Origin of the sequence: Peribacillus psychrosaccharolyticus ATCC 23296, assembly GCF_000305495.1 — a bacterium.
In the GTDB taxonomy this organism is placed as follows: domain Bacteria; phylum Bacillota; class Bacilli; order Bacillales; family DSM-1321; genus Peribacillus; species Peribacillus psychrosaccharolyticus.
Window position 1 is genome coordinate 18,847 of the sequence record NZ_AJTN02000176.1, and the last position, 19,483, is coordinate 38,329.

At 40.6% G+C, this 19,483-nt stretch carries 21 protein-coding genes, 21 tRNA genes and 1 rRNA gene; 10 read left to right on the forward strand and 33 right to left on the reverse strand.

The annotated features are described in order from the left end of the window. The first annotated feature begins 23 nt into the window (after positions 1 to 23). From WYK_RS08955 to WYK_RS08965, 3 genes are read left to right on the forward strand one after another with little or no spacing between them, the layout of a single operon-like run. Positions 24 to 1,019 carry an ABC transporter substrate-binding protein gene (locus tag WYK_RS08955; protein WP_040374176.1) on the forward strand — a complete coding sequence of 332 codons (996 nt, stop codon included), beginning with the start codon at positions 24 to 26 and terminating at the stop codon, positions 1,017 to 1,019. 15 nt (positions 1,020 to 1,034) lie between these two features. Continuing rightward, complete coding sequence (locus tag WYK_RS08960; protein ID WP_040374177.1) at positions 1,035 to 1,802, forward strand: ABC transporter ATP-binding protein; 768 nt, start codon at positions 1,035 to 1,037, stop codon at positions 1,800 to 1,802. Next, entirely contained in the window at positions 1,786 to 2,592 is an 807-nt protein-coding gene (locus tag WYK_RS08965; RefSeq protein WP_040374178.1) for an ABC transporter permease, read from the forward strand. Before WYK_RS08960 ends, WYK_RS08965 begins: the two co-directional genes overlap by 17 nt. On the opposite strand, the gene ytkD is transcribed toward WYK_RS08965, so the two are convergent. Both ytkD and WYK_RS08975 read right to left on the reverse strand, forming a co-directional pair. Then, on the reverse strand, positions 2,547 to 3,086 hold the full coding sequence (gene ytkD / locus WYK_RS08970; protein ID WP_081704828.1) for an RNA deprotection pyrophosphohydrolase: 540 nt from the start codon (positions 3,084 to 3,086) through the stop codon (positions 2,547 to 2,549). The genes WYK_RS08965 and ytkD overlap by 46 nt on opposite strands. A gap of 61 nt (positions 3,087 to 3,147) precedes the next feature. Continuing rightward, positions 3,148 to 3,486 (reverse strand): hypothetical protein, encoded by a 339-nt coding sequence (locus WYK_RS08975; protein ID WP_040374179.1) that lies wholly within the window; start codon positions 3,484 to 3,486, stop codon positions 3,148 to 3,150. Positions 3,487 to 3,730: 244 nt separating this feature from the next. Between WYK_RS08975 and WYK_RS08980 the strand changes: the two genes are divergently transcribed. Continuing rightward, the gene (locus WYK_RS08980; protein WP_040374180.1) at positions 3,731 to 3,988 is read left to right on the forward strand and encodes a DUF6154 family protein; all 258 of its coding nucleotides are present in this window, start codon (positions 3,731 to 3,733) and stop codon (positions 3,986 to 3,988) included. 105 nt (positions 3,989 to 4,093) lie between these two features. Here WYK_RS08980 and WYK_RS08985 read toward each other — a convergent pair whose 3' ends face one another. Next, positions 4,094 to 4,576, reverse strand: a complete 483-nt coding sequence (locus WYK_RS08985) for a Dps family protein (RefSeq protein WP_040374181.1) — start codon at positions 4,574 to 4,576, stop codon at positions 4,094 to 4,096. A 170-nt stretch (positions 4,577 to 4,746) separates the two neighbouring features. On the opposite strand from WYK_RS08985, the gene ytzI reads away from it, so the two are divergent. Next, positions 4,747 to 4,905, forward strand: coding sequence for a YtzI protein (ytzI, locus tag WYK_RS23905; RefSeq protein ID WP_081704829.1), 159 nt, complete (start codon positions 4,747 to 4,749; stop codon positions 4,903 to 4,905). A 45-nt stretch (positions 4,906 to 4,950) separates the two neighbouring features. Here the strand turns inward: ytzI and WYK_RS08990 are convergent, their stop codons facing one another. Further along, a complete protein-coding gene (locus tag WYK_RS08990) occupies positions 4,951 to 5,424 on the reverse strand; it encodes an S-ribosylhomocysteine lyase (protein ID WP_040374182.1) in 474 nt (157 codons plus the stop codon). Between the two features lie 161 nt (positions 5,425 to 5,585). On the opposite strand from WYK_RS08990, the gene yidD reads away from it, so the two are divergent. From yidD to WYK_RS23910, 3 genes are all read left to right on the forward strand, one after another. Beyond that, the gene (gene yidD, locus WYK_RS08995; protein WP_040374183.1) at positions 5,586 to 5,819 is read left to right on the forward strand and encodes a membrane protein insertion efficiency factor YidD; all 234 of its coding nucleotides are present in this window, start codon (positions 5,586 to 5,588) and stop codon (positions 5,817 to 5,819) included. A 120-nt stretch (positions 5,820 to 5,939) separates the two neighbouring features. Next, on the forward strand, positions 5,940 to 6,881 hold the full coding sequence (locus tag WYK_RS09000; RefSeq protein WP_040374184.1) for a metal ABC transporter solute-binding protein, Zn/Mn family: 942 nt from the start codon (positions 5,940 to 5,942) through the stop codon (positions 6,879 to 6,881). Between the two features lie 92 nt (positions 6,882 to 6,973). Then, the gene (locus tag WYK_RS23910) at positions 6,974 to 7,135 is read left to right on the forward strand and encodes a DUF1540 domain-containing protein (protein ID WP_081704830.1); all 162 of its coding nucleotides are present in this window, start codon (positions 6,974 to 6,976) and stop codon (positions 7,133 to 7,135) included. A gap of 42 nt (positions 7,136 to 7,177) precedes the next feature. On the opposite strand, the gene WYK_RS24910 is transcribed toward WYK_RS23910, so the two are convergent. From WYK_RS24910 to WYK_RS09035, 7 genes are all read right to left on the reverse strand, one after another. Then, entirely contained in the window at positions 7,178 to 7,333 is a 156-nt protein-coding gene (locus tag WYK_RS24910) for a hypothetical protein (RefSeq protein ID WP_161629121.1), read from the reverse strand. A 335-nt stretch (positions 7,334 to 7,668) separates the two neighbouring features. Continuing rightward, positions 7,669 to 8,775, reverse strand: a complete 1,107-nt coding sequence (gene menC, locus WYK_RS09010) for an o-succinylbenzoate synthase (RefSeq protein WP_040374186.1) — start codon at positions 8,773 to 8,775, stop codon at positions 7,669 to 7,671. After that, positions 8,772 to 10,265 carry an o-succinylbenzoate--CoA ligase gene (locus WYK_RS09015; protein ID WP_040374187.1) on the reverse strand — a complete coding sequence of 498 codons (1,494 nt, stop codon included), beginning with the start codon at positions 10,263 to 10,265 and terminating at the stop codon, positions 8,772 to 8,774. The genes menC and WYK_RS09015 overlap by 4 nt, the downstream gene beginning before the upstream one ends. Before the next feature lie 68 nt (positions 10,266 to 10,333). After that, a complete protein-coding gene (gene menB / locus WYK_RS09020) occupies positions 10,334 to 11,152 on the reverse strand; it encodes a 1,4-dihydroxy-2-naphthoyl-CoA synthase (protein ID WP_040374188.1) in 819 nt (272 codons plus the stop codon). Positions 11,153 to 11,164: 12 nt separating this feature from the next. Beyond that, entirely contained in the window at positions 11,165 to 11,980 is an 816-nt protein-coding gene (menH, locus tag WYK_RS09025) for a 2-succinyl-6-hydroxy-2,4-cyclohexadiene-1-carboxylate synthase (protein WP_040374189.1), read from the reverse strand. Continuing rightward, a complete protein-coding gene (gene menD, locus WYK_RS09030) occupies positions 11,977 to 13,722 on the reverse strand; it encodes a 2-succinyl-5-enolpyruvyl-6-hydroxy-3-cyclohexene-1-carboxylic-acid synthase (RefSeq protein WP_040374190.1) in 1,746 nt (581 codons plus the stop codon). Before menD ends, menH begins: the two co-directional genes overlap by 4 nt. Beyond that, positions 13,715 to 15,121, reverse strand: coding sequence for an isochorismate synthase (locus WYK_RS09035; RefSeq protein WP_051387396.1), 1,407 nt, complete (start codon positions 15,119 to 15,121; stop codon positions 13,715 to 13,717). Before WYK_RS09035 ends, menD begins: the two co-directional genes overlap by 8 nt. 233 nt (positions 15,122 to 15,354) lie before the next feature. Between WYK_RS09035 and WYK_RS09040 the strand changes: the two genes are divergently transcribed. Further along, the gene (locus WYK_RS09040; protein WP_040374191.1) at positions 15,355 to 16,287 is read left to right on the forward strand and encodes a 1,4-dihydroxy-2-naphthoate polyprenyltransferase; all 933 of its coding nucleotides are present in this window, start codon (positions 15,355 to 15,357) and stop codon (positions 16,285 to 16,287) included. Between the two features lie 130 nt (positions 16,288 to 16,417). Further along, positions 16,418 to 17,164: a TraR/DksA C4-type zinc finger protein gene (locus tag WYK_RS09045; protein WP_040374192.1), complete on the forward strand. Its 747-nt coding sequence runs from the start codon at positions 16,418 to 16,420 to the stop codon at positions 17,162 to 17,164. Between the two features lie 170 nt (positions 17,165 to 17,334). On the opposite strand, the gene WYK_RS09050 is transcribed toward WYK_RS09045, so the two are convergent. From WYK_RS09050 to rrf, 22 genes are all read right to left on the reverse strand, one after another. Next, a tRNA-Glu gene (locus tag WYK_RS09050) sits at positions 17,335 to 17,406 on the reverse strand. A 3-nt stretch (positions 17,407 to 17,409) separates the two neighbouring features. After that, positions 17,410 to 17,500: transfer RNA gene (locus tag WYK_RS09055), tRNA-Ser, on the reverse strand. Position 17,501: 1 nt separating this feature from the next. Then, a tRNA-Asn gene (locus WYK_RS09060) sits at positions 17,502 to 17,576 on the reverse strand. 7 nt (positions 17,577 to 17,583) lie between these two features. Next, positions 17,584 to 17,660 (reverse strand) — tRNA-Ile (locus tag WYK_RS09065). 5 nt (positions 17,661 to 17,665) lie between these two features. Then, positions 17,666 to 17,739 (reverse strand) — tRNA-Gly (locus tag WYK_RS09070). Between the two features lie 9 nt (positions 17,740 to 17,748). Then, positions 17,749 to 17,824, reverse strand: a tRNA-His gene (locus WYK_RS09075). 10 nt (positions 17,825 to 17,834) lie between these two features. Further along, positions 17,835 to 17,910, reverse strand: a tRNA-Phe gene (locus WYK_RS09080). Between the two features lie 24 nt (positions 17,911 to 17,934). Then, positions 17,935 to 18,011, reverse strand: a tRNA-Asp gene (locus WYK_RS09085). A gap of 7 nt (positions 18,012 to 18,018) precedes the next feature. Continuing rightward, positions 18,019 to 18,092 (reverse strand) — tRNA-Met (locus tag WYK_RS09090). A gap of 49 nt (positions 18,093 to 18,141) precedes the next feature. Next, a tRNA-Ser gene (locus tag WYK_RS09095) sits at positions 18,142 to 18,234 on the reverse strand. Between the two features lie 11 nt (positions 18,235 to 18,245). Then, positions 18,246 to 18,322: transfer RNA gene (locus WYK_RS09100), tRNA-Ile, on the reverse strand. An 8-nt stretch (positions 18,323 to 18,330) separates the two neighbouring features. Continuing rightward, positions 18,331 to 18,407: transfer RNA gene (locus WYK_RS09105), tRNA-Met, on the reverse strand. Positions 18,408 to 18,437: 30 nt separating this feature from the next. Beyond that, positions 18,438 to 18,513 (reverse strand) — tRNA-Ala (locus WYK_RS09110). A gap of 8 nt (positions 18,514 to 18,521) precedes the next feature. Beyond that, positions 18,522 to 18,598: transfer RNA gene (locus WYK_RS09115), tRNA-Pro, on the reverse strand. Between the two features lie 8 nt (positions 18,599 to 18,606). Beyond that, positions 18,607 to 18,680, reverse strand: a tRNA-Arg gene (locus tag WYK_RS09120). Between the two features lie 15 nt (positions 18,681 to 18,695). Next, positions 18,696 to 18,784: transfer RNA gene (locus WYK_RS09125), tRNA-Leu, on the reverse strand. A gap of 17 nt (positions 18,785 to 18,801) precedes the next feature. After that, positions 18,802 to 18,876 (reverse strand) — tRNA-Gly (locus WYK_RS09130). 8 nt (positions 18,877 to 18,884) lie between these two features. Continuing rightward, a tRNA-Leu gene (locus tag WYK_RS09135) sits at positions 18,885 to 18,965 on the reverse strand. Between the two features lie 9 nt (positions 18,966 to 18,974). Then, a tRNA-Lys gene (locus WYK_RS09140) sits at positions 18,975 to 19,050 on the reverse strand. Positions 19,051 to 19,103: 53 nt separating this feature from the next. Continuing rightward, positions 19,104 to 19,179: transfer RNA gene (locus WYK_RS09145), tRNA-Thr, on the reverse strand. A gap of 16 nt (positions 19,180 to 19,195) precedes the next feature. Beyond that, a tRNA-Val gene (locus tag WYK_RS09150) sits at positions 19,196 to 19,271 on the reverse strand. 8 nt (positions 19,272 to 19,279) lie between these two features. Next, positions 19,280 to 19,395: ribosomal RNA gene (rrf, locus tag WYK_RS09155) — 5S ribosomal RNA — on the reverse strand. Positions 19,396 to 19,483 lie beyond the last annotated feature (88 nt).

Sequence of the window (19,483 nt, forward strand, 5' to 3'; positions counted from 1 at the left end):
CATTTAGACGAGGAGGAACATAGGTGAAAAAGTGGTATAAAGCAAGTATCCTGCTGCTATTCGCAGTGGTTTTAGTATTCTCATTAGCAGCATGCGGCAAGGATGAACTTCAAAAAGTAAGGATTGCTGAAGTTACTCGTTCCGTTTTTTATGCACCACAATATGTTGCCATAGAGAAAGGGTTTTTTAAGGAAGAAGGATTGGAAGTTGATTTAAAAACAACTGCTGGTGGTGATAAAACCATGACGGCACTATTATCTGACGGTGCCGATTTTGCTCTTGTGGGTTCAGAAACTTCTATATATGTAACTGCCCAAGGAACCAATGATCCCATTGTGAATTTTGCTCAGTTGACACAGACCGATGGAACGTTCTTAGTCGGTCGAGATAAAATTGATAACTTTTCATGGGATATGTTGAAAGGTTCGACATTCCTTGGACAGCGTAAAGGTGGAATGCCACAAATGGCAGGAGAATTTGTCTTAAAGAAACATGGTATTGACCCGCAAAACGATTTAACACTCATTCAGAATATCGACTTTGCAAATATCGCGACCGCCTTCGCATCTGGCACAGGAGACTATGTTCAGTTATTTGAGCCTACTGCTAGTATCTTTGAAAAAGAAGGAAAAGGTCATATTGTTGCATCTTTTGGTACCGAATCCGGCCATATCCCATATACCACTTATATGACAAAAACGAGTTACTTGAAAGAAAATGATGAGACCGTTTTGAAATTCACTCGGGCGTTGAAAAAGGCACAAGATTGGGTTCAGAAACAAGATGCTGCTGAAATTGCTAAAACAATTCAGCCCTATTTTGAAGATGCAGATCCTGAAATTATGAAAATGTCGATTCAACGCTATAAAGAACAAGGGTCTTATGCTGCTGATCCTATTCTGGATGAAGAAGAGTGGGATAACTTGCAGAACATCATGGATGAAGCAGGAGAACTTCCGTCCCGTATGGATTATACAAAGCTCGTAAACGTCAAATATGCCGAAAAGGTCTCTCAATAGAAAGGAGAGGCAACAATGAGTTTTTTAACGATTAATCAAGTTAGTCACACCTATTTTTCAAAAGACCATGCCACCTCTGCGCTGTCAGATGTAAGTCTATCCATTGAAGAAGGGGAATTCATCTCATTCCTTGGTCCAAGTGGATGTGGTAAAACAACCTTACTTTCAATTATTGCCGGTCTGTTTCCTCCTACGGTAGGAAATGTGCTGATTGAGGGAGAGTCCGGTCATAATCGTTCTATTGGCTATATGCTGCAACAGGATTATCTTTTTCCTTGGAAAACGATCAGCGAAAATATCACCCTTGGTTTAAAGCTATTAAAGCATGAGAGTGAGGATTCGAAGATAAAAGCACTAGAATTACTCGAAAGCGTCGGATTAACTGGGGTAGAAAATCAATACCCTCGTCAACTTTCAGGCGGTATGCGGCAGCGGGCAGCCCTAGCACGGACTCTTGCAGTAGATCCAAAAATTCTTTTACTTGATGAGCCCTTTTCTGCACTCGACTATCAGACGAAACTCCGTCTTGAAGATCTTGTATCGATTACCTTAAAATCATTTGGTAAAACAGCTGTTCTCGTTACCCATGATATTGGTGAATCCATTGCTATGAGCGATAAAATCTTTTTATTTGCCTCTCACCCAGGCAGAATCCATAAAACATTTGACGTTCCTGAAGAACTTCGATCACTTACACCTTTTGAAGTTCGAAACCATCATGCTTATAATGCTTTATTCCAAACTATTTGGAAGGAGCTTGAGAATCTTGAAGACCACGCCTGATATACACGTTCTGCATAATCAATATAAAGCTGATTTAAAGAGTGAGAAAAGACGTGTTCGAGTATACCAGCTGTTGATCTTCATCGTTTTTTTCGGCGGTTGGGAGATTGCGTCTCGATTAGAATGGGTTGATCCGCTCATATTCAGCTCACCCTCTAAAATTTGGAACCTGTTCACAGTTAAACTTCTTGATGGCACACTACTCAATCATGCGAGCGTCACCTTATTTGAAACAGTCCTCGGGTTCATTTTAGGTACCCTGCTTGGTACCTTACTAGCCGCTATTCTTTGGTGGTCACCTTTTCTCTCAAAGGTGCTTGACCCCTATTTAGTCATTTTAAATGCCATGCCTAAAGTTGCACTTGGCCCTATTTTAATTGTAGCTCTCGGCCCCGGTTTCACCTCTATTATCTCAATGGGGGCCATTATTTCTGTCATTATTACCACCATTGTTGTGTATACGTCATTTAGAGAAGTCGATCCAAACTACTTAAAGGTACTTCAAACATTCGGTGCTACTCGTTTCCAATCCTTTAAGGAGGCCATCCTTCCAGCCTCCTTTCCAACCATTATCTCTACCTTAAAGGTTAATGTGGGTCTTTCTTGGGTTGGTGTCATTGTTGGTGAGTTCCTCGTCTCCTCAAGAGGGCTTGGGTATCTAATTATTTATGGATTCCAAGTGTTTAACTTCACACTTGTTCTCATGTCACTGATGATTATTGCTGTCTGTGCTACCATAATGTATCAGCTGGTTGCTTGGCTTGAGCGTAAATTAATAAAACATGGGTAAAAAAAGACCATCGTGCTTTTAAAGCTCCACGATGGTTCCCTTTTTTTAAGCTGAGTAAGACTAAGTGCGATAATCTCATCCTTCATAATAAAACTGTAATGGGGATTCGTCTTAATGTCTGCAGGCAATTTTTCAATCAAAATAGGACCTGCTGTTTCTAAATAGTCACTCTTTGTTTCCAGCATCTTTAACTCGGCATAATAAATCGACTTCACAAAGGGTTTATTTGGATCGTTGACACGGTATTGACCAAGCAGTACTAATTCGTTAACAATACCGCCAATCTCTTCATACACTTCTCGAATAGCTGCATCCTCAATCGATTCTCCCGCTTCTCTTTTCCCCCCTGGGAACTCCAGCCCTCTTTTTTTATGCTGAGTTAATACCCATTGATCGTTCAATTGGCTTAACACAAGGACATGCCAAGCCTCGCCAAACTCTTCACTTTCGGAAAAATCAACTTGATAACCGTTTGCATCTACAAAACTTTGCATGAACATTTACTCCTTAAAACGTAATACCTCTAGTTTACTACGTTTTAGCAGGTACGACCGATTAGATCTCATCGTTTATAGGGTTATCTTTCAGTACACCTGTACTCTCAATAAATTGCTTTGTTTCACTATCGCCAAGTTCATAAATTAATTCGTAAACCTTTTGCAAATTTTGATCGTAATGATCGTTAGGGCGATCATAATGATACTGAATATACGGTACATGCGCTCTATAAAAAGAATCTACATCAGCTTCATGTTCCATATCAAAATATTCACGAAGTCTTATCATGTCTTCCTCTGACGCTTCAATCTTAAATGTCCATGGTGAAAACTCACCGTTCCGTGATATCTGGTGGGATGGTAAATCTATATAATATTCTTTGCGATTTTCACCCACAACATCAGCTCCTTTTATGGCTAGTGTACTTATTTTGCCTCTCAATACAAACGTTCATACACACAAATTCCACTAGGACTTTCCAACGAAATCTATTATTATTTGGCAAGTAAATGTAAAAATCAGATTAAAGTATCTTTCCAAGGGTAAAACATATAATATATCCATATAAGAAGAGTTCCTAAAGCCAAAGCTTTTTACATATGATTAAACACAAATTAGCCTAGAAATGAGGTGACCTGCAATGAAATTAATTGAGGAGTTATATAACTTATACCGTAATAAACTCACTGGTGATGAGGAAGATATTGATATGCTTGCATTTGCCGTTTTAGAACAGCTGAATCGTGAGGAAATTCTTGAATTACTACAAGAAATGGATGATCAAGAATTAAACAATTTATTAGGTATCTATATCATTGAGTCGCTAAAAGGAAAATTCACACAAGATAGTATGGATGAAGTCAAACCGACTTCCTTTCACCAGCGAAATATTCATTAATCCTGCTATAGGATCATTTAAAACCTTCGAGTCCATCTCTTTGGTTTCTTTTTTTTACAAAAAAAAGACCAACTGAAAATGATTTCAGTTGGTCTGACATTTTTATTATTTACCTAGATACGCACGAAGCATCCAAGTGTGTTTATTTAGAGATTTTTTCATACCCACTAACATATCTCCTGTTACTTCATCGCTATTTTCTTCTGCAATGGAAATAATTTCAGCGAATTCATCTGATAAAGTTTCAAAATCACTAATAATATTTTTCACCATTGTCTCTGTTTTTTCACTGCCGGTAGCTTCTTTAATTGTGGTTAACTCCATATATTCTTTAATGGTTGCCACGGGTTTTGCACCAAGTGCCAGAAGTCTCTCAGCCAGCTCATCCATATTTAAAGTCACTTCATTATATAGTTCTTCTAACTTTACATGGAGAGAAAAGAAATGCGGTCCATTAACATTCCAATGATAGTTATGCAATTTGGTGTAAAGTACATTAAAGTTTGCAATTTCCTTATTGACTAATTCAACTAATTTGTCTGCGGAACCATCTTCACCTTTTTTATATTGTACTAAATTTCCACTCATAAATATCTCCTCCAAATAGTATTAATGTCTATATTATATATTTCCCTTTTTTAGGACAGTTAAACCATACAAAAAGTTCTCCTTTACACTTTTTGATAGTATTCCTTCACCAGGCTTATTTCATATATGGTAATATAAATCATAACTTGCCATATGAGAGGAGTTTCCCCTTGACAGCTGTTTTAATTATTTCAATTCTAATAATTTTTGTCGTCTTATTCTTAGCCGTTATGACAATAAATAAAGGGTACAACTTTAAGCATACGATTGACCCGCTTGACCAAGAAGCAGACTTAAAGAATGAAGTAGAAAATCAAACGAAAAAATAAAAAAAAGAAAGGTTCTCGCTCAGTTACGAGCAGAACCTTTCTTTTTTATGCGAATACTTGATGAAGATCTTCTTTACTTTGCTTAAGCCAGAAGTTCATCAACTTCTTTGCTCCTTCAAGATCATGCAATTTAGCTTGGCCGCATTGTTTTTCATTAGCAGCCGGAATTTCAGTGATTTGAACAGCATCCTTAAATGTATCTTCTAATACATCAATGATTTCAGTAACAGTCGGCTCACCACTTACTACTAAGTAATAACCAGTTTGACAGCCCATCGGTGAAATATCAATAATATCAAAATGATCATATTTTTCCGAGTGCTTACGAATATTAAATGCAAGAAGATGCTCTAATGTATGAATCGTATCAGGCTTCATTGCTTGTTTGTTTGGCTGACAGAAACGGATATCAAATTTATTAACCAATCCGTCTGACCCTACTTTATGCACTCCGCAGTGTCTAACATACGGGGCTTTAACGGCATTGTGATCTAATTCAAAGCTTTCAACTGAAGGCATTTTATCACTCCTTAAAAGTCTATATTCTTATTCTACATCTAATTCCGATTTTTTTCATCTATTTAGATTGATTTACCAATAAACTATCGCTCCATTATATACATTTTTTATGGTATAGTGAGAGAAATAATTATGTTTTTTCAAGAGAGAGATGAGCTGTCATGATAAAAAAAATATTTATAGGTATTATTCGTTTTTACCAAATCGTGATTTCCCCGCTTACACCGCCTACTTGTCGTTTCTATCCAACCTGCTCACATTATGGGCTGGAAGCAATCAATCGTTTCGGTCCAATTAAAGGAAGTTGGCTGACGATTAAGCGAATTGTTAAATGTCAGCCTTTTCACCCTGGTGGTTTTGACCCAGTCCCAGAGAAAAAGGAAAAACAAATTTAACGTCCCCAAATTACTACTTGCTTTCATCATTTAAATAAAGTAAAATACAGAAGTCAAATCGTAATCATTTCGTTTAATTTTTAAATCGTAATCAATCCGAATTATCAGGAGTGAAGAATAATGCACAAAAGATTTCTCATGATCGCTCTACTTGCTTTTGCGGTCATTTTAGCTGGTTGTAATAAAGAGGGAGAAAAAAGCAGTGAGACTAAGGATACCATTCATGTATATACAACGGTCTATCCACTTGCAGATTTCACGAAGAAAATTGGCGGTAAATACGTGGATGTCGATACTGTTTATCCACCTGGTACCGATGAACATTCTTTTGAACCCTCACAAAAAGATATTGTGAGCATGGCTGATGCTGATTTGTTTTTCTATATAGGTTATGACCTTGAGGGGTTTGTTACCAAAGCAAAGCCCATCTTAACAAACGAAGGTGTTAAGGTCCTCGCCATTGGAGAATCAATCGACCTCGACGATAATCACGAAGCAAAGGAAGTAGGCCACGAAGATCATGATGGACATAATCACGGAAGTGTGAATCCTCACCTTTGGTTGAATCCAGTCTATTCAAAAGCAATGGCTGAAAAAATTAAAGAGGAACTTATTGCGGAAAAACCGGAACAAAAAGAATTTTTTGAAGCGCAATATGAGCAATTAGCTTCTCAGTTTGACCAGTTAGATCAAGACTTTGCACAAACCATCGACGCAGCATCAACCAAGAAACTAATCGTATCACATGCTGCATATGGGTATTGGGAGGAACGCTACGGCCTAGAACAAATTAGTATCACTGGTCTGACTGCTTCAGCTGATCCTTCACAAAAAGAACTTGAGAAAATTGTTAAAATAGCTAAAGAGAATCATTTAACATATATTATATTCGAACAGAATGTCAGCTCCAAGCTAACTGAAATTATTCAGAAGGAGATTGGAGCAAAAGATCTGATGCTTCATAATTTATCGGTTCTTACCGAAAATGATGTAAAAAATGATGAGGACTACTTCAGCTTGATGGAACAAAACCTTGAGACCTTAAAAACAGCCTTACATTAAATTTTGGTAATCCTTCTATAAATACTGCAGGTTGTAACGGGATTCATTTGCACATTCTAATAAGGTACCACTACAACAAAGGAGTGGATTGAATGCCACATGGTGTGAAGTGTTCGGTTGACAGCTGTCATTTTTGGCGGAACGGAAATCGCTGCTCCGCTGACCATATTAATGTAGTTAGTTACACTGAAGAACGAGCCCGTACCAGTGAAGAAGTGGCCTGCAAAACATTCCGGCCAAATGAAAATCTTTAAAATAAAAAAAGCGAGGCCCGGCGCCTCGCTTTTTTGTTTGTTCTAAATTTGGAAGTCAGTTGAAAATTCCTCACTGTTATTCCATTTATTTTTTAAGAAAAACAGCTCGTGTTCCCCTAATTTCGTAATCTCTTTTACGACTAAATCCGGCAGCCCTCGCTCCAATAAAATCTCTGCAATTAAATATTGCTTCTCCATTTAATCATCTCCTCTGCTATTCTTCATTTGATGTAAGCGCTATCACTATAATATAAAAAAGTAAATGCTGAAAAAAGTAGTATATGCCTATTTTTCCTCATTTATTTGAAAGCTCTATCTAAGGCATTCTACTTGTAATTCCTTCCATTTCATCATATCATAATCTGTTTCTTAACTCACCATTAATTTTTACAAAAAACTGAAATTTTAAAAAATTAGACAAATATATGACCCATTTAGCCGAAATACAGCTTAAACAGATCATATATATATACAACGTATTCCTAGTCCTTTTCTTTCGTTCCTGTTTTCCACTCTCATTGACCGTTAAATAGTTATTGTGTAAATGCATGTTCATAAATTGACATCCTGTTTACACGCTCCTCATCAACTGCAAAACCGATGCCTGGAGTTGTTGGAATAGTGATTTTCCCATTATTCACCATGACTTCCGGCTCAATAATATCTTCGGACCAATACCTCGATGAGGGTGCTAAATCACCAGGAATAGTAAACCCAGGGAGTGATGCCAGTGCCAGATTATGAGCCCGGGAAATACCAAACTCAATCATTCCGCCGCACCATACAGGTACTTGTTCTTGAAGACAAAGATTATGAATTTTAACCGCTTGATTCCATCCACCTACGCGTGACATTTTAATATTTATGATTCCACAGCTGCCAAGCAGCAGTGCACTTTTCGCATCATGGAATGAACAAATACTTTCATCCAAACAAATCGGTGTAGTAAGCTGTTTTTGCAATAGCGCATGTTCAACAATATCATCATTACCTAATGGCTGTTCAATCATCATGAGATTAAACGTATCTAACTTTTTCAAATGCTCCACATCATTGAGTGTATATGACGAATTAGCATCTGCCATTAAGCTGATATTCGGATAGGTATTTCTTATTTCTGATAAAAGGTCTATATCGGTATTTCGGTGAAGCTTCACTTTATACCGCTCATATCCTTCAGATTTCACGTCCTCAATTTGTTGAAGTGCTGTTTGGATATCTGGTGCCGCAATGACAACACCTGCTGCTACTTCTTCCCTTACTGCCCCAAACAGTTTACCAAGATAAACCCCTTGTTGTTTCGCATATAAATCCCATAATGCTTGTTCAAGTCCAGCCTTAGCCATAGCATTCCGCCTAATTCCACTCCACAGATTCTCCAGTTCAGCGGGATGATGAATCGGGATATTTAATAAACTTGGAATCAAGAAATCTTCCAATATGTGTTTACAGGTTTGAATCGTTTCCTCTGTATACCAAGGGCTTGAAAAAGGCACCGCTTCCCCATACCCAATGTTTCCATCTTGATCTATGACTTTAATAACAATAACTTCTCTTATAGTGACAGTTTCTAAATGAGTCGTAAACGGTGACTTTAGTGGAGCAGAAATAATCGATAGGGTTACCGAATGTATTTTCATGAGCGGCTTCCCAGCTCTTTTAGTTTTCTTCTCATCAGCTTATTAGCTGCGTTTCGAGGCAGTTCTTCACAAAAGAAAATGTACTTCGGCACTTTATATGGAGCTAGATTTTCTTTTACATACATAAGTAATTCTTCTTCCGTTACCACATGATTCTTATTGGTAACCACAAATGCAATCGGAACCTGTCCCCACTTTTCATCCTCGATTGATGTTACACCAGACTCAAACACAGCAGGATGTTTACTAATCACTGCCTCTATCTCGGCTGGATAGACATTCTCACCGCCCGATATTAACAAATCACAACGTCGGTCCATAACAAAGAGAAACCCTTCACTATCGAGATAACCAATATCTCCTGTATATAACCATCCATCCTTAATTGCTTTCTCTGTGGCTTCCATTTGATTTAAATAGCCGGATGTAACATTTGGACCCGCAACCACAATTTCACCATGTTCATTTGGTCCCGCTTCGTGTCCATCAATCTCAATTCGAAGTTGGGAAGGAAATAACGCCTTTCCAGCTGAACCAAGCTTCTCCAAGCTGTCTTCAGGGGACAGCGTTACAATTTGTGAAGCTGTTTCCGTCATCCCGTAGGTTTGATACACAGGTATCTGTTTAGCCTTACATTCTTCCAATAAGTACTTTGGAGCAGGGCCTCCACCAAGAAGCATACACCGAAATGAAGCCGGATAGCCTTCATCGCCAAGATCTTGTATCATCCGGTTCAGCATCGTGGTAACTACGGAAATAATGGTAATTCCCTTTTCCTGAATCATTTTGTTTGCTTCAATGGCGCTGAATTTCTCTGCTAGGACAACCTTCATCCCATATATCATATTTCGCATCAAGATGGAAAGACCGCTTATATGAAAAATGGGAACTCCACAATACCAGCAATCTTTTTCAGTTAGTCCCAAATTCAAGACAGAACCAATGGCACTCCACCAATGATTGCCGAAAGTCTGGATAACGCCTTTTGGGTTTCCTGTAGTCCCTGAGGTATACATAATGGTCGCCGTTTCATCCATAACATACTCACTGATAATCCGGGCTTGGTTATCTTCTGGCACTTGCTGAACAACCTCCATACTGGCTATTTTAAGTAATGGAAGCTGTCTTTGAACTTGTTTCCCTTTCTCACTAAAAACAGCATCAAAAATAAGCTGGTCTGCTTGGCTGTCCTTTACTTGCCAAGTTAGTTCGTTGGCAGTTAGACGATGATTCAGCATAACAATACGAACACCTAAATAAAAAAGCCCATGAATTAACGCTACACTTCTAATATCATTTCGTATTAAAACAGCACACGTATTCCCCTGCTGTAGACCTAAAGCAGCCGCTTTTCTTGCTGTACTTTCTGCGAGTAAGTCTAGTTCTAGAAAGGTATAAATTTTTTCATCAAACTCTATTGCAGGTCGATTGGGGGTCAACTGAGCACGTTTCTTCAGCCAATTCGGCATTCTTTCAACTTTTGTAGTCATTTTTCTAACTCCTTATACGAAAACAGCTCGACGAGTTACCCCGCCAAGCTGTTTCATGATTGTCTCTATTATGGGAAACGCGGGAATTGACCAAAGTCTGGATCACGTTTTTCTTTAAACGCATCGCGTCCTTCTTTTGCTTCTTCTGTTGTGTAATATAAAAGAGTTGCATCTCCAGCTAACTGCTGAATACCTGCAAGTCCATCTGAATCAGCATTGAAAGATGCTTTTAAGAAACGTAACGCCATTGGGCTATTTCGAAGCATTTCTTTACACCATTGAACAGTTTCTTCTTCAAGCTGTTCTAATGGTACAACGGTGTTAACTAGCCCCATATCTAATGCTTCTTGTGCATTATATTGACGACATAGATACCAAATTTCACGCGCTTTTTTATGGCCGACGATACGGGCTAAATAACCTGCACCATATCCACCATCAAAGCTGCCCACCTTAGGACCTGTTTGCCCGAATACAGCATTATCAGCTGCAATTGTTAAATCACAAACGATATGAAGTACATGTCCTCCTCCGATTGCATAACCCGCTACCATGGCTACTACCGGTTTAGGTATGACTCGGATTAAGCGTTGAAGATCTAGGACGTTTAATCGCGGTATATTATCCTCGCCAACATAGCCGCCATTACCACGAACTTTTTGGTCTCCACCTGAACAGAACGCTTTTCCACCTTCACCGGTTAAAATAATCGCACCAATTTCAGAATCATCACGTGCACGTGAAAACGCATCAATTAATTCAGCTGTCGTTTTCGGACGAAATGCATTATGTACGTGAGGACGATTAATAGAAATCTTTGCAATACCATTATAAGCTGTGTAAAGAATATCTTCATATTCTCGTTTAGTTACCCACTCAATTGTCAATTTTGCTCCTCCTTATTGTTTAGCTAAAAACTCATATACTATTTTACCAAACATTTTCTCATTCTCCGAGTGAATAGCATGTCCAACATCATTTATTATTTTCCAATCGCAATTTTCGATAAGCCTGCTCATCCTCGCAGCAACTTCACAGAACTTAAAATCAAGCTCCCCTGTCAACAACAGCGTTGGAAAAGACAGCGTTTCAAGACTCTGCCAACGCGAAGGCTGAGCACCCGTACCCATCCCGATTAAACTGTTGGCCAGTCCCGTTTCATGATTATCTAGTCTTTGTTTACGGATTACCGCCTGCTTTTCAGCAGGAAGTCTTTTTTGCGAAGCAAACAAAGGAATGTTCTCCCACTTATTCACAAATGTTTCGATTCCATTCGCCATTATATTGTGAGCAAGTTGGTGATCCTGATTCATTCTCTTCTTTCTTGCCCCTTCCTCTTCAAGTCCTGGGGAGGCACTTTCAAGAATTAACGACTGAATACATTCAGGGTAAAGAACGGCAAAGTTCAGTGCCAGTCTTCCACCCATAGAATAACCTAATACATGGATTTTACTAATCGCCAGGTGATCGACTATCGCTTTTAAATCAGCAGCTGCTGATTCCATTCTATAGGGAGTAATTTCTTCGGGAGCGCTTGTTTTCCCATGACCGACGATATCAATCATGATCAATTGAACATGTTCACTAAGCATCGGGATAAGAAAGTCCCAAGTATGGAGATTTCCCGTAAATCCGTGCAGCAATAGAAGCTGTTGTCCACCAGATACACCTGCTGTTTCAATATGGTATTCTACACCATTTGTGACAAAATTCATGGTTTTTCCTTATCCAGTACAATATTCATTTCCCGGGAAACATAATTCCATAATTCTCGATGTTTTAAGACATTTTCTTCTCTATTTGTCGGGACTTCAATGACCTTTAAACCGGGAACAGTAAAGGATTTTGTGAAATTCTCTTGGAAATCGTCCCAATTCTGGACTTTATGGTAGTTACCTCCGTAAAGCTTTACGGCAAGTTCAAAGTCAAGACCATGAGGGGTACCAAAGAGTACTTCGAAATATTCCTTTTCAGACGATTGAGGTAAAAAGGAGAAAATTCCACCGCCATCATTATTAACAAGAAGAATGGTTAGATTCTGCTTTTGCAGTTTAGCTGCTAGCAGCCCATTCATATCATGGAAAAAGCTTAAATCTCCAATGACAAGAACCGTATTTTCCTTCACAGTGCTTACACCAAGAGCCGTTGAGACAACTCCATCAATTCCATTAGCACCGCGGTTGGCATACGTATGAATCGACTTATTATTCGTAAAAAAGAACGTATCCAAATCTCTAATAGGCATACTATTTCCGACGAATAAATGAGAGTCTTCAGGCATTAAATCACTTAAAAGAGAAAATAACTTCCCTTCATCCAGCTCAGCTCCATCTCGAATACTGCTTAATGCCTGCTTGGCTGCATGATTAATAGTTACCCATTTTGACAGCCAGATTGAATCCTGAGCTTCCTGCAGCCTTGCAGTCATCCCCTGACAAAATGAAGTTTCTTCTGACTGAATCATATTTGTAGCAAGACCTGCAGGTTCCCTCCATCCTGCGCCCCCATCAACGACCATATGAACAGCTTGACGCTGTTTTTTCATATATAGTAAAAGCGGCTTTGAAACTGGCATCGCTCCGAATCTTAAAATGAGATCCGGACTGAAGGCCTCACATGCTCGTTCAGCACGCAAAATGGTATCATAGCAATCAATAATATTCACAGCGCTTTGTCCGCTCCGAAGTTGTGACAGCGGATCAGCCAGAATCGGCACATTCCATTTATCAGCTAACTGGATGATTGCTTCTCTGCTTTCAGTAGTTTGCAGCTCTCCACAGACAATCATAGCCGCTTTTGACTGATTGAGAAGGCTTGCGAGATTATCCATTTGCTTAGCTGAAAGTGATAAATCACCAGCTTCCACTTGTACAGTTGCCTCTCTTTGACCTCTGTAAGTTTGCACATCCTGCATCGCAGGCACGAGCGGCTCTCTAAGAGGGAAATTAACGTGTACGGGTCCTCTTGGTTGTTTAACTGCTGTAGCCGCTGCCCTCGCAGATATCGTGCGGGCATAGCGAACCATCACATCTGTATTTTCTGGAATAGCCATTTCAGCAAACCACTTAACATGCTTACCATACATCTGAATCTGATCAATGGTTTGCGGAGCACCTACATCACGAAGCTCATGCGGCCGATCAGCCGTTAGAACGATAAGTGGTACTCTCGCATAAAAAGCTTCTACTATAGCCGGATAAAAATTGGCTGTAGCTGTACCAGACGTACATAACATAGCAACAGGTTCATGTGACGCTTTGGCTAAGCCAAGAGCAAAAAAACCTGCTGAACGTTCATCAACATTTATATGAATGGTAATATCAGGGTGCTCCGCTAACAAAAGAGCCAGGGGAGTTGATCTCGAACCTGGACTTATCACGGCATGTTTAACCTGATTCCGAGCAAGTTCATCAATAAATGAAGCTGCGTATGCGGTTAATGAATCTTGCTCATTCATTTAGCGTTCCTCCTAAAGCACTTAGCATTGGATTAAATTTAATGGATGTTTCCCGATACTCACTCTCCGGGATTGAATCTGCCACAACTCCACAACCAGCAAATAAGGATGCTTCATTGCCTTGAAGAAGTCCGGAACGTATTCCAACGGCAAATTCTCCATTTCCATAGGAATCGATCCAACCAATTGGTCCTGCATAAAATCCACGTTCCAGCTCTTCTATCTCACGAATTCGGCTGACCGCCTTTTCTTTTGGCAGCCCGCCCATAGCAGGCGTAGGATGCAATTTATCTACTACCTGAAACATAGAAACATCACGGGCGCATGTCCCTCTCACGGGAGTGTATAAATGCTGAATATGCCTATTTTTCATCAATCCAGGTTCACGTGGAACCATTAGTTTTTCACAAACAGTTTCTAATGCACCTGTGATCATTGAAACCACATATTGATGTTCCATTAGGTTTTTTTCATCATGTAATAATTCATTGCCTAGAAGCGTATCCTGTTCCTCTGTCTTACCACGGGCAATTGAACCTGCTAAACAAGCCGAAAGCATTTCACTGTCCTGTTTTTTAACAAGTCTTTCTGGCGTGGCACCAATAAAACAATCACTCTCAGACTCTAAACTAAAGATATAGCTTTTTGGCTGTTCTTTCTGCATTTGATTTAATACCGTTTCAGACTGAATACGTTCTGTGCACGTTACTCGTAATTCTCTTGCGAGGACAATCTTATCCATATCCGTCTCTTTTAATTCTTGAACGGCCTGAGCTACGGTATCCTTCCAAGCTTCTGGGTGAATTTCCGTTTGGCTTTGGACCTTGTTTTCCGGCATAGATTCGATGGTCTTCCCATTAACTAACTTGTCCCAATCATTTATCTGTTCAATCAGTATTTCTCCCTTAATGCCGGGAGTGCAGAGTGTGTTGGTCGTAACATATGCTTGCCCCTTCACAACGGATAGCATGAGGGAGGGGATGTAAAAAAGATTATCTCCAAAATGCTCCCATAAACGAGAGTCACTTTTGTTAGGATCAAAAGAAAAGCCTCCAAATAACAAGGGCCCTGTCGCTATTATATCGGTTACTCCTGTAATAACAGCAGTATTCCGGATGGTAGACCAGTTAGCTTCCATACTGCTGAAACGATTCAAATCAGCAGGTACTTGGAGTTTCAGGGCTTTACCTAAACCCGCAATGACAATTTCTTTCTCAGGGTCCTGCCAAAAAAAGCGTTCCCCTTCATAGCGTTCTCTTCCAGCTCGATAAAATGAAAGGGGGTCAATATGATCGATTTTTTTTACTTCACTGAACAGGACGACTGTTTGGAGCAAATTTGCTTGTTCCAACGCCTGCTTTAGTCCTACAAATCGTTCAGTTTTATATGAAATAGACAAAAAAATCCCCCCGTAAATATAAGTTCAAACCTCTTTAAAGATACACCTCTGTCAGAGTTAATGTCAATTATTCCAACTAGTGAGAACAATTTTCTTCCTTATTATATAAAACTTGAACTAAGCAATTAGTGCCATTCGAAAAAGACATTGACACTGCCTCAATCTTTTTCTAAACTTAGTCTGTATGCTTACGTCATTTTCAGCCAATTTTCTACTTATAGAGGAGAGACATAATGGATTCACAAGATTATTCAAATTCAGCTTCGCTTCCAGGTAAGCGACACTGGAAAATATGGTGGGAACTCATAAGGCCCCATACATTAACAGCAGGTTTCATTCCCGTATTAATGGGAACCGCACTTGCACTCCTTACAGACTCAGTAAATACGTTATTATTTCTAGCCATGCTTTTTGCCAGCTTGCTAATTCAAGCCGCTACCAACTTATTCAATGAGTATTACGATTTCAAACGAGGATTGGATACCGCAGAGTCAGTAGGAATCGGCGGCGGCATTGTTCGTCACGGTATGACCCCAAAGCTGATTATGCAGCTCGCACTTGCTATGTATACTATTTCATTGCTGCTTGGCATTTATATCTGTGCCGCATCTTCTTGGTGGCTTGCAGCAGTTGGTCTAGTCTGTATGCTCGTCGGTTATCTATACACTGGGGGACCATTCCCAATCTCTTGGACACCTTTTGGCGAACTTGCCTCTGGATTCTTTATGGGATTCCTGATTATCCTCATTGCCTACTTTATTCAAACTGGGCATGTTTCAAGCATAGCAGTGTTGGTCGCTGTTCCAAGCGGTATATTAGTCGGACTAATTAATATGGCCAATAATATTCGGGATCATGATGGCGATAAACGCAGCGGACGCAGAACCCTTCCAATTTTACTTGGACAAAAGAATGCAATTATCTTTATGGGGATTATGTTCGCCATAGCTTACCTTTGGGTAGTTGGATTAGTTGTGACTGGAACTGTATCCCCATGGATTCTATTGGCTTTATTAAGTATTCCCAAGGCCGTACAAACAACAACAGGTTTTGTTGGTAAAACAATGCCTATCGAAATGATGCCTGCTATGAAATCTGCTGGGCAGACAAATACCTTCTTCGGTTTCCTTTTATCAATCGGCTTATTCATCAGCTACTTCATATAACTTTTTACCCCGTGTATCCTTACACGGGGTATTTTTCAATTTTATATCTTGTTTCCTCATCCGATAAAGCGGGTAATAAATAGTTATAACTAAATCGTAAGCAAGATATTAAACACGAGGAGTGATTTCAATGGCAACAAATAAACAGATAGAAGACTTAAAAGAGTTGCTTTTAACTGAACAAGAGCAGGTATCGAATAGAATACAGCAAGATAAAGAAACCGTACTTGAAAAAAGTGAAAGAGAAGCCTCAGAGGAATTATCCACCTATGATAATCATCCAGGTGACTTAGGAACAGAACTATTTGAAAAAGAAAGAGATATGGCACTTACTACTCATGCTGAAACCCAAAGTGAAAAAATAAGTGAAGCCTTAAATGCCATAGAAGACGGCAGCTACGGGAGATGTAAGACGTGTGGAGAAGATATACCCTATGAACGGTTAGAAGCTGTGCCAACCACTCTCTACTGCGTTGAACATACACCAAAACAACCAACGACAAGAAACAGACCTGTGGAAGAAGAAGTATTGATTCCTTCTCAAGGCGATCACTTTGAAAACAGACGATCAAATGAGATTAATGATAAAGAAGACAGCTTTGCAGAAGTCGCCCGATTTGGAACATCTGAAACACCTTCAGACTTCACCAAAGATACAGCTAATTATGACGACCTCTATGAAACAGAAGATGATACCGATGGCTTTCCTGAAAAGTACGAAGGATATCTCGGAAATGACATTGATGGAAAGAACCGTAAAGCCTATCCGACTAACCACCAGGAACATGAAGAAGAAATATTAGATGAAGAAAATAAGGATTCCAAGTTAGGTGACATCCCCTACAAAGAAAACGACAGTTATATAGATAAAAAGTAATAATTAAAATCCCCTATATGGGGGTTTTTCTCTTTGTATGGTGGAAGCCTTATAAAGCTTGATTGAAAGTATGTTCATACAAAAAATCTATGTTTTAAACAATTTTTGAAAACAACGCTCCCCAAAAAACAAAAAAAGATGTATACACATTGTGTATACATCTTTTAATATGACCCCTACGGGATTCGAACCCGTGTTACCGCCGTGAAAGGGCGGTGTCTTAACCGCTTGACCAAGGGGCCTACTGGCGGAGAAGGAGGGATTTGAACCCTCGCGCCGCTTACGCGACCTACACCCTTAGCAGGGGCGCCTCTTCAGCCTCTTGAGTACTTCCCCGTGGCTCCGCAGGTAGGACTCGAACCTACGACCGTTCGGTTAACAGCCGAATGCTCTACCACTGAGCTACTGCGGAACAATAATGGTGGGCCTAAATGGACTCGAACCATCGACCTCACGCTTATCAGGCGTGCGCTCTAACCAGCTGAGCTATAGGCCCATTATTGGAGCGGGTGAAGGGAATCGAACCCTCATCATCAGCTTGGAAGGCTGAGGTTTTACCACTAAACTACACCCGCAATATTAAATGGGGCGACTGATGGGAATCGAACCCACGAATGCCTGAACCACAATCAGGTGCGTTAACCACTTCGCCACAACCGCCAAAATAATATGGTGGCTCAGGACAGAATCGAACTGCCGACACAAGGATTTTCAGTCCTTTGCTCTACCGACTGAGCTACTGAGCCAATATGTAAGAGATTAAATAATAATGGCGGTCCGGACGGGACTCGAACCCGCGACCTCCTGCGTGACAGGCAGGCATTCTAACCAACTGAACTACCGGACCATTATGATTGCGGGGACAGGATTTGAACCTGCGACCTTCGGGTTATGAGCCCGACGAGCTACCGAACTGCTCCACCCCGCGATAATGATAATTGTGCTATTCTTAATGTCACTGTTTTAAAAAATAATAATGGAGGAGGAAGGGGGATTCGAACCCCCGCGGGTTTTGACACCCCTGTCGGTTTTCAAGACCGATCCCTTCAGCCGAACTTGGGTATTCCTCCACAGTTGAAGATGGTGGACCTTGTAGGACTCGAACCTACGACCGGACGGTTATGAGCCGTCTGCTCTAACCAGCTGAGCTAAAGGTCCTCTAATTTTGGTAGCGGCAGAGGGGATCGAACCCCCGACCTCACGGGTATGAACCGTACGCTCTAGCCAGCTGAGCTACGCCGCCCAAATAGAAGATATATGTGTTACAAAAAATTGGTGGAGCCTAGCGGGATCGAACCGCTGACCTCCTGCGTGCAAGGCAGGCGCTCTCCCAGCTGAGCTAAGGCCCCAAATTTCATGGTCGGGAAGACAGGATTCGAACCTGCGACCCCTTGGTCCCAAACCAAGTGCTCTACCAAGCTGAGCTACTTCCCGATAAAAAGTGCGCCCGGCGGGAGTCGAACCTACAACCTTCTGATTCGTAGTCAGATGCTCTATCCAATTGAGCTACGGGCGCATATTTAATTAAAGATGGTGCCGAGGACCGGAATCGAACCGGTACGGTAGTCACCTACCGCAGGATTTTAAGTCCTGTGCGTCTGCCAGTTCCGCCACCCCGGCAAGGAACTAATGAAAATTGGAGCGGAAGACGGGGTTCGAACCCGCGACCCCAACCTTGGCAAGGTTGTATTCTACCACTGAACTACTTCCGCAAATTAAGTGCGGGTGAAGGGACTTGAACCCCCACGCCTCGCGGCGCCAGATCCTAAATCTGGTGCGTCTGCCATTCCGCCACACCCGCAATATAAAATGGTGAGCCATGTAGGATTCGAACCTACGACCCTCTGATTAAAAGTCAGATGCTCTACCAACTGAGCTAATGGCTCATAGATGTTTTGCTGCTTAAAATCAAAATGATAAGCTTGTACATCCATAAAGATGGTGCCGGCAAGAGGACTTGAACCCCCAACCTACTGATTACAAGTCAGTTGCTCTACCAGTTGAGCTACACCGGCAGGTGTATGATAAAAATGGTGGAGGATGACGGGATCGAACCGCCGACCCTCTGCTTGTAAGGCAGATGCTCTCCCAGCTGAGCTAATCCTCCATATATATGCTTGGCGACGTCCTACTCTCACAGGGGGAGACCCCCAACTACCATCGGCGCTGAAGAGCTTAACTTCCGTGTTCGGAATGGGAACGGGTGTGGCCTCTTCGCTGTCGCCACCAAACATTTTTCAATCTGACTTATATTATTATATAGTCTTTTTGAAATTTTGCAAGAACAATTTTACTTATTCTTTCAAAACTAGATAATTA